This is a genomic window from Colidextribacter sp. OB.20 (assembly GCF_009911595.1).
GTDB lineage: Bacteria > Bacillota > Clostridia > Oscillospirales > Oscillospiraceae > Lawsonibacter.
The window spans coordinates 1-7433 of sequence record NZ_QWKG01000030.1; the positions used below are offsets into that span (position 1 = coordinate 1).

The following is a 7433-nucleotide window of genomic DNA, read 5'->3' on the forward strand; positions in this document are numbered from 1 at the left end:
GTATATGCAGTTTTGGAGGGATTACTAGGCGTGTGATCGCTTGAAAGGGAACCAAAGCCAAATACACTGTCTGTCCAATGCGCTATTGCGCCGAGCACATTGATACCGGCCGCCTGTGAAATAGCCATGCTGCCAAGCAGACAAGCGGAGATGAGAGCCGCGACAAGGAAGGTACGAAATAGTTTGCGTCCTCGTTTCGGGTATCTGCTCCGGGGCTCCTCGGCAGCTAGGGGCTGGAGCCGCGTTAAAAAATCGCTATAAGAAGCTTTGGTGTTTAAATCATCCGGCACGGGTATTTTGCCATCTAATGCCTCCAAATAAGCATCAATGACAGCGGGATCGTATGTCTCCTCTGTCATAGCGTCCACAGCCTGCTCCATGGCGTCAGCTAACTCAGAAGCAGACATGGAATCAAGTCTTTCAGGGGATACGTTCAGACATGCCGGCTGATTTGGAGGACTATTTAAATCATGTCCCATGTTGGCCCCCTTTCTTTTCCCTGTGTAAAGGATATGTCATGAAGTAATTGTTTTGCTGCGGTAATTTGCATTTTTGAGCAGAGATATGGAAAAAGATTGACTGGAATTTGCAAATCAATCTGTGAAAACCTCCACAAAATCTTTGCAATGAGCGATAGCTCGGGAAACCCTGCTTCGGCAGCCCGCCTCTGAGATGCCCAGCCGGTCGGCGATATCCTTATACTCCAGCTGTTGCTCATAGCGCCAAATCAGAATTTCCCGCTCCTCTTTAGACAGCTGCTTAGGCAGCAGAAGATCCAGGGGAGTATCGTGCTCGCTTCCCATGGTGTTGGCAATGGATTCTATGGAAACTACCGGATGGTTTTGGATTCGTCTCTGCTCATTAAGGGCCAGATTTCTCAAGGTCTTCATCAGCCAGCCCTCCGGATTTGGGTGGTTATAGAGCTTGGTCTGATGATACAGCGCCAGGAGAAAGGTTTCATGCATCAAATCCTGAGCGTCGGCCCTGGTGCCAAGCATACGGTAAGAGAATTTGAGCATCTTTTCGTAATTGTTTTCGTAGAGTGTTTGAAGAAATGTGTCATAACGCGCCGTCATAGCCCGCACTTCCTCTCTATCTTTGTAAAAGGGGCCCTCCTCACATCAGGGTCCGCAGACTGGCAAATTCTGCGCAGCTGCCAATATGACGTATTTCCCACCGGTTCCCAAACAAGTAAAATTATTATACCATACTTTTTTGAATAGAAAAAGCCCCAGTATGATTTTTGTACAAATTATAGTATTCTTTTCCGGACAGTAAATCTTGTCATTGCTCTGTGGATATGGTACAATAGACATACGGAATAGTGGGGCTGGCTGTCGGAAACGGAGGAATCTATGTCAAGACAGACCGCCACAACACTTATCACCGCCCTTTATCCGAGGTTATCCCATGAGGACGAGCTGCAAGGCGAGAGCAATTCTATCAGCAATCAGAAGCGAATCCTTGAAAACTATGCCAAGCAGAACGGCTTTACAAACTTGCAATGGTACACTGATGACGGATTTTCCGGCGCGAACTTCCAAAGACCCGGTTTTCAAGCCATGCTTGCGGACATTGAAGCCGGGAAAGTCGGCACAGTCATAGTAAAGGATATGTCACGGTTAGGGCGAAACTATCTACAAGTGGGAATGTACACAGAAATGATTTTCCCACAGAAAGGCGTCCGCTTTATCGCAATAAATGACGGAGTGGACAGCGCACAGGGCGACAACGATTTTGCCCCTTTGCGTAATATTTTTAATGAATGGCTGGTGAGGGATACGAGCAAGAAAATCAGAGCAGTCAAGAGGTCTAAAGGCATGAGCGGGAAGCCTGTCACAAGCAAGCCCGTGTACGGCTACCTCATGGACGAGGACGAAAATTTCATCATTGACGAGGAAGCCGCCCCGGTAGTAAGGCAGATATACAGCTTATGCCTTGCCGGGAATGGACCGACCAAGATAGCCCGTGTCTTGACGGAACAGCAGACACCCACGCCGGGAACGCTGGAATACCGCCGGACGGGAAGCACACGCCGCTACCACCCCGGCTATGAGTGCAGGTGGGCGACAAACACCGTGGCGCATATCCTTGAAAACCGGGAATACACAGGCTGCCTTGTGAACTTCAAGACCGAGAAAGTGTCCTACAAGGTAAAGCAGAGCAAGGAGAACCCCGCCGAAAAGCAGGTAATCTTTGAGAACCACCACGAACCAATCATAGACCGTGATACATGGGAGCGTGTGCAGGAGCTACGCAAGCAGCGCAAACGCCCCAACCGCTATGATGAAGTGGGCTTGTTCTCCGGCGTGCTCTTTTGTGCGGACTGCGGCAGCGTCATGTACCAGCAGAGGTATCAGACGGACAAAAGGCGGCAGGACTGCTATATCTGCGGCAGCTACAAGAAGCGCACGGCAGACTGTACGGCGCATTTTATCCGCACCGACCTCTTGACCGAGGGAGTGACCGAGAACCTACGGAAAGTCACCAGCTACGCCGCAAAGCACGAAGCCCGGTTTATGAAGCTGTTGACCGAGCAGACCGAGGACGGGAGCAAACGCCGGAACGCCGCCAAGAAGAAAGAGCTGGAAGCGGCAGAAAAGCGGATTGCGGAACTCTCCGCTATCTTCAAGCGGCTGTATGAGGACAGCGTGGCGGGGCGCATATCGGACGAGCGTTTCACGGAGCTTTCGGCAGACTACGAAGCCGAGCAAAAGGAACTGAAAGAACGTGCCGCCGTTCTGCAGGGCGAGCTTTCAAAGACGCTGGAAGCCACGGCGAACGCTGAAAAGTTTATGAAAGTGGTACGCAAGTACACCAGCTTTGAGGAACTCACCCCTACCCTGTTACGGGAGTTTGTGGAGAAAATCGTAATCCACGAATCGGAAGCCCTTGACGGGAAACGCCGGGGGAAGCTCCGCAGACAGGAAATCGAAATCTATTACTCTTTTGTCGGCAAGGTAGAATTGCCCGACTAAAGCCCGACCCGTCCGGCAGTCAGCCGGACAGGGAACGGCAAAATTTTTTACACTTCTTTTACTTCTTTATCCCACATGAGCAAAGAGCCAGGGCATGAAGCAGCTCATGGCGGGCGGCGGCATTATCCTGCTGGGTACGACCCTCATTCCCCTGTTGTCCGGCCTGTTCTAAGGGCGGCGCTTCATGGGATTTCTCACCGACTGGATCACGAACTGGCTCAAGGAGCTGCTGATCGGCGGGATCATGGACAACCTGTCGGGGCTCTTTGATACAGTCAATGCCCGTGTCGGGGAGATCGCGGTACAAGTGGGGACGACCCCGGCGGCATGGAACGCCGGGGTTTTCTCCCTGATCCGGCGGCTTTCCGAGACGGTGATATTGCCGATTGCCGGACTGGTCCTGACCTTTGTTGCGACCTACGAACTCATTCAACTGCTGGTGGAGCGGAACAATCTCCACGACCTGGACTACTGGATTTTCTTCAAGTGGATATTCAAAACGGCCTGCGCCATCCTCATTCTGTCCAACACGTTCAACATCGTTATGGCGGTGTTCGACGTGGCCCAGCGGGTGGTGGCACAGTCGGCGGGGCTGATCCAGGGCTCCACGGATGTTTCCCCGGATATGCTGGCGGATCTGGAGGCGGCGCTGGAAGGGATGGACCTGGGCCCGCTGCTGGGGCTGTGGCTCCAGTCCTTTGTGGTGCAGCTCACCATGACCGCGCTGAATATCGTGATCTTCGTGATCGTCTACGGGCGGATGATAGAAATATATATGCTCACCAGTTTAGCGCCCCTCCCCGTGGCGACCCTTGCAAACCGGGAGCTGGGCGGGGCCGGGCAGAACTATCTCCGCTCCCTGTTCGCCGTGGGCTTCCAGGGGATGCTGATATTGGTATGCGTGGGGATCTACGCGGTACTCATTCAGAGTATCGCCGGAGGCGGCGACCCCATAGGAGCGATATGGGGGACCATCGGCTACACGGTGCTGCTGTGCTACTGCCTGTTCAAAACGGGAAGTATCGCCCGGAGCGTCCTGGGGGCGCATTAGCCCCCGGCCTCTGGACACGGTGTCCAGAGCGGAAAGGAGGGATTTTATCGGAAAATACGCCGTGATCTACGCCGACCCGCCCTGGCGGTATTCCCAAAAGAATTTACAGGGATCGGCGGAGAAGCACTACCCCACCATGAGCATAAACGACCTGTGTGCCCTCCCCGTGGCGGAGCTGGCCGCCCCGGACTGCGCCCTGTTCCTGTGGGCCACGTTCCCCCAGCTCCCGGAGGCCCTGCGGCTGATCAAGGCGTGGGGCTTTCAGTATAAGAGCGTGGCCTTTGTCTGGCTGAAAAAGAACCGCAAGGCGGATAGCTGGTTTTACGGGCTGGGCTTCTGGACCAGGGCCAACGCGGAGGTGTGCCTGCTGGCGACGCGGGGCCACCCCAAGCGGCAGGCCGCCAACGTCCACCAATTCATCATTTCCCCCATAGAGGGCCACAGCAAAAAGCCGGACGAGGCCAGGGAGAAGATCATGGCCTTGCTGGGCGACGTGCCCCGCGTGGAGCTGTTCGCCCGGCAGTCCACCCCCGGCTGGGATGTGTGGGGGAACGAGGTGGAATGTACCCCTGGCCTCTGGACACGGCGTCCAGAGGCCACCACAAGAAAGGAGGGTTGATTTTTGCCCTATGTGAATGTCCCCAATGACCTGTCCAGGGTCAAGACCAAGCTGGCGTTCAACCTCACCAAGCGGCAGCTCATTTGTTTCGGAGGCGGCGGGCTGGTGGGCGTCCCCGTGTATCTGCTGACCCGTGGGGCCGTCGGCGGGACCGGGGCCATGTTCCTCATGCTGGGGATCATGCTCCCGGCGTTCCTCATGGCGATGTACGAAAAGGACGGCCTGCCCTTTGAGAAGGTGGTGCGGAACATCATCCGCGCCCGCTTCCTCCGGCCCGGCCCCAGGCCCTACCGAACGCAAAATATCTACGCGCCGTTCGCCGGAAAGGAGGTATCGGCTTCTGAACATAAGGACCAAAAGCGCCGGGCCTGGAAGGGCCGGTAAGCGTTCCCTCTCCGCACAACAGACCATCCCCTATGTGGAAATGCTGAAAGACGGCATTTGCCGGGTGCGGGAGGGCTTCTACACCAAGACCATCTCCTATGAGGACATCAACTACTCCGTGGCCTCCAGCGAGGACCAGTCCGCCATCTTCGACGGCTGGTGCGGCTTCCTCAACTACTTTGACAGCGCCCTCCCGTTCCAGCTCTCCTTCATCAACCACCGCTCCAGGGGCGGCAGCCGGTACAAGGTCAACATCCCCATGGCCCACGATGACTTTGACAGTATCCGGGGGGAATATGTGGATATGCTGAAACGGCAGATCGCCCGGAGCAACAACGGGATCGTCCGCTCCAAGTACATCACCTTCGGCGTCCCCGCCGAGGGCCTGGAGACGGCCCGCCCCCGGCTGGAGCGGGTGTCCAGCGACATCATGGGCAACTTCAAGAAGCTGGGGGCCCACTCCCGCGTCCTCAACGGGCGGGAGCGGCTGGAGGTGCTGCACGGCCAGATGCACCCCGGAGGCCGGGAGCCGTTCCGCTTCTCCTGGCCGGACATCGTGAAAACCGGCATGGGGACGAAAGACTTTATCGCCCCGGACAGCTTCGACTTCACCGCCGCCCGGACATTCCGGCTGGGCCAGTCCTGGGGCGCGGCCTCCTACTTGCAGATCATGGCCTCCGAGCTGTCGGACAAGCTGCTGCTGGAGCTCCTGGAGCTGGACGCGGAAATGACCGTCACCCTCCACGTCCAGACCGTGGACCAGCTCAAGGCCATCAAAATGACCAAGGGCAAAATCTCCGACATTGACAAAATGAAGGTGGAGGAGCAGAAAAAGGCGGTCAGAGCGGGGTACGATATGGAAATTCTGCCCCCGGACCTCATTACCTACTCCAAGGACGCGGCGGCGCTCCTGGCCGACCTCCAGTCCCGGAATGAAAGAATGTTCCTCCTTACCTTTACGGTAGTGAATATCGCCCCCACCCGGCAAAAGCTGGAGAACGACGTGTTCACCATTTCCGGCATTGCCCAGAAATACAACTGCGCCTTGAAGCGGCTGGACTGGCAGCAGGAGCAGGGCTTCACGTCCTCCCTGGTGCTGGGGGAGAACGCCATTGAGATACAGCGGGGCATGACCACCAGCTCCACGGCGATTTTCATTCCCTTTATGACAAAGGAGCTGCGGATGGACGGGGCGGCCCTCTACTACGGCATGAACGCCCTTTCCAATAACGTCATTATGGCGGACCGCAAGCGTCTGAAAAACCCCAACGGGCTTTTCCTGGGGACCCCCGGCAGCGGCAAGAGCTTCGCCGCCAAGCGGGAGATCGTCAACGTGTTCCTCTCCCTCCCGGACGACGACATCATCATAGCGGACCCGGAGGGGGAATATTACCCCCTGGTGAACCGGCTGGGGGGCCAGGTGGTGCGGCTGTCCCCGTCGGCCACGGCGGGGACGTTCATCAACCCCATGGACATCAACCCCAACTACGCCGACGACGAGGACCCCCTGTCCCTCAAAAGCGATTTCATCCTCTCCCTGTGCGAGCTGATCGTGGGCGGGCGGAGCGGGCTGGCCCCTGTGGAAAAGACGGTGATCGACCGCTGCGTGCGGACCATCTACCGGCCCTATCTGGCGGACCCGGCCCCGGAGCGTATGCCCATTCTCCAGGACCTCTACGACGAGCTGCTGAAACAGTCCGAGCCGGAGGCCCGGCGGGTGGCCTCCGCCCTGGAGCTGTACTGCACCGGGTCCCTCAACCTCTTTAACCACCGTACCAACGTCCAGGTCAATTCCCGGCTGCTGTGCTTTGACATCAAGGCCCTGGGGAAGATGTTGAAAAAGATAGGGCTGCTGATCCTCACGGACCAAATCTGGGGCCGGGTGACGGAGAACCGGGACCGGCGGCGGGCGACCTGGGTATATCAGGACGAGTTTCACGTTCTGCTGGCGGAGCCCCAGACGGCGGCGTACAGTGTGGAGATTTTCCGGCGTTTCCGCAAATGGGGGGCCATCCCCAGCGGGATTACCCAGAATGTGAAAAGCCTGCTGGAGAGCAGCGAAATTGAGTCCATTTTCGGCAACTGCGATTTCCTCTATATGCTGTCCCAGGCCGCCGGGGATCAAAAGGTGCTGGCAAGCCACCTGGGGATCAGCCCTCACCAGCTCTCCTACGTCACCCACTCCGGGTCCGGCGAGGGGCTGCTTTTTTATGGGGACACCACCATCCCCTTTGTGGACCACTTCCCCCAGGACACCGAGCTCTACACCCTCCTGACCACCAAGCCGGAGGACAAGGCCAATGGGTAAGGCCCGGCCTTCTGGACACCGTGTCCAGAGGCCCCGCAAATCTGACCACAAATCCAAGCTCCACCAGGAGAGCGAACGGGCCCGGCCCTCTGA

The 7433-nt window shown here is 57.1% G+C and carries 6 protein-coding genes and 2 pseudogenes; 6 read left to right on the forward strand and 2 right to left on the reverse strand.

All coding sequences use genetic code 11. The features are described from left to right. Positions 1-479: pseudogene (locus tag D1641_RS08795) on the reverse strand (hypothetical protein); the annotation flags it as partial. Between the two features lie 114 nt (positions 480-593). Next, complete coding sequence (locus tag D1641_RS08800) at positions 594-1076, reverse strand: sigma-70 family RNA polymerase sigma factor (protein WP_160663120.1); 483 nt, start codon at positions 1074-1076, stop codon at positions 594-596. 279 nt (positions 1077-1355) lie between these two features. Here D1641_RS08800 and D1641_RS08805 point away from each other — a divergent pair, with 279 nt between their 5' ends. The 6 genes and pseudogenes from D1641_RS08805 to D1641_RS08830 all read left to right on the forward strand — a co-directional run bounded on the left by D1641_RS08805 (position 1356) and on the right by D1641_RS08830 (position 7340). Next, positions 1356-2978, forward strand: a complete 1623-nt coding sequence (locus tag D1641_RS08805) for a recombinase family protein (protein WP_160664781.1) — start codon at positions 1356-1358, stop codon at positions 2976-2978. Positions 2979-3057: 79 nt separating this feature from the next. Next, positions 3058-3150: pseudogene (locus tag D1641_RS08810) on the forward strand (Maff2 family mobile element protein); the annotation flags it as partial. A 12-nt stretch (positions 3151-3162) separates the two neighbouring features. Further along, positions 3163-4029, forward strand: coding sequence for a VirB6/TrbL-like conjugal transfer protein, CD1112 family (locus D1641_RS08815; RefSeq protein ID WP_160664783.1), 867 nt, complete (start codon positions 3163-3165; stop codon positions 4027-4029). 46 nt (positions 4030-4075) lie between these two features. Next, positions 4076-4648, forward strand: coding sequence for an MT-A70 family methyltransferase (locus D1641_RS08820; protein WP_160664787.1), 573 nt, complete (start codon positions 4076-4078; stop codon positions 4646-4648). Positions 4649-4651: 3 nt separating this feature from the next. Further along, positions 4652-5032: a PrgI family protein gene (locus D1641_RS08825; protein ID WP_160664785.1), complete on the forward strand. Its 381-nt coding sequence runs from the start codon at positions 4652-4654 to the stop codon at positions 5030-5032. Next, positions 4989-7340, forward strand: a complete 2352-nt coding sequence (locus tag D1641_RS08830; RefSeq protein ID WP_160664789.1) for a VirB4-like conjugal transfer ATPase, CD1110 family — start codon at positions 4989-4991, stop codon at positions 7338-7340. Before D1641_RS08825 ends, D1641_RS08830 begins: the two co-directional genes overlap by 44 nt. The last annotated feature ends 93 nt before the right edge of the window (positions 7341-7433 follow it).